The 1,448-nt window shown below is 46.8% G+C and carries 2 protein-coding genes; both read right to left on the bottom strand.

The window, feature by feature from the left end; genetic code table 11:
• On the bottom strand, positions 1 to 382 hold a 382-nt coding region (locus BLT_RS0102200; RefSeq protein WP_017726185.1), incomplete at its 3' end, for a YveK family protein.
• 109 nt (positions 383 to 491) lie between these two features.
• Positions 492 to 1,448, bottom strand: a 957-nt coding sequence (locus BLT_RS21245) for an S-layer homology domain-containing protein (protein WP_035425366.1), incomplete at its 5' end; no start/stop codon positions are given.

Raw genomic sequence — 1,448 nt, 5'->3', positions numbered from 1 at the left:
GATTCACATCTTCCACTCGAATCGTCACGACTTGAGACTGCCCCTCCTGAGAAACCTGCAGCTGTTGAATCAACTGCTGATGGCTTCGATCAAGCCCTAATTCTTCAATGACCTCATTTAAAATGTACGGACTTTTTAAAATGACATTATAGGTTTGTATGTAATCTGAGTCTACATCAAACCCGGCAGATTGCAGGGCAGAGGCTGCCCCTGTTGCCTGCTGGCTGACAAGAATCTGCGTCGTCGTTTGATACATAGGAGTTAAGAAAAAATAGCTGACAATTCCACTTAATCCGGTGGCTAGAACCGTGATCAGGACAATCATCGTAATCCTTTTTTTCAGGGTCGCAAAAAGTTCACGGAGACTAATCGTTTCTTCCATAAGCGTATCGAGCCCTCCAATCCAGCATTTTTTCACCTAAAATAGCTGTAGAACATCGTAAAATGGAACAAGAGCAAGCCTGTTCATACTTGCTCCTGTTCCCGGTTTTTTAATTCATTAAATCAGAGAAAATCAAGAAGCGTTCAAGCATTGCCGCCATTTGCGCACGGCTCGTTTCATTCGTTGGGTCAAAAAGACCCGTGTTACGTCCCTGCATGATTCCTGCTTGAAGAAGACGCTCTACATCATCTACTGCCCATCCGCCAATGCGATCAACATCAGGGTATTGAGTGATTGCTTTTGTTGGATCAAGACCTGCTTCGTTAAAACCAATATGCTCCATCGCACGTGAAATCATTGCAGCTGCTTGCTGACGGTTAACTGGCTCATTGGGCGAGAAGGTGCCATCCTGACGACCGAGCACAATTCCTGCCTCAATCGCTGCCATAAATTCACCCATAAACCACTCATCACCTTGTACATCAACAAAGCGACCATCGTACTCCACATCGCTCACAAGGGCAAGGGCACGTGTAATTAACACGGCTAATTGCACACGAGTGACAGGCTCACCTGGAGCTACCGTTCCATCCTGACGACCTTGAAAAATATCACGAACGGCTAGCTTCTCAATTTGCTCTTTCGCCCAGTAGTCATCACGAAGATCGCTAAAGGATGCTTCACGCTCAACCGCTACATAGTAGCTGTTCGTAAAGCTCTTGAACGTTACACGACCGTCACGGACAATCGTCGGCACAACCGTTAGCGTCCCATCCGCATTGACACGAACAACAACCGTGCGATCCGGGTTCACGTCTTCAGAAAGAACGAGGTCACGTTCAAGATATTGAACAAAACGGTTCACTGGAGCCTCCACATCACCAGAACGAGCGACAATAGAAAACTCAACAATCGGTGATTTCGCATTAATACCAAGCTCTGCAACCCGCTCAGCTGAATCAGCCACTGCATTTACAGAAATCGAAAGCTCAACATCGCCTTCGGTCACACCTAATCGTGTACGCAGCGCTTCATCACGAAGCTCACTTACTGGAAGGCTAATACT

It is taken from the genome of Halalkalibacterium ligniniphilum, assembly GCF_000334155.1.
Taxonomy (GTDB): domain Bacteria; phylum Bacillota; class Bacilli; order Bacillales; family Bacillaceae_D; genus Halalkalibacterium; species Halalkalibacterium ligniniphilum.
Note: the sequence above shows the minus strand (reverse complement) of the source record. Positions and strands in the feature narration are given on the sequence as shown.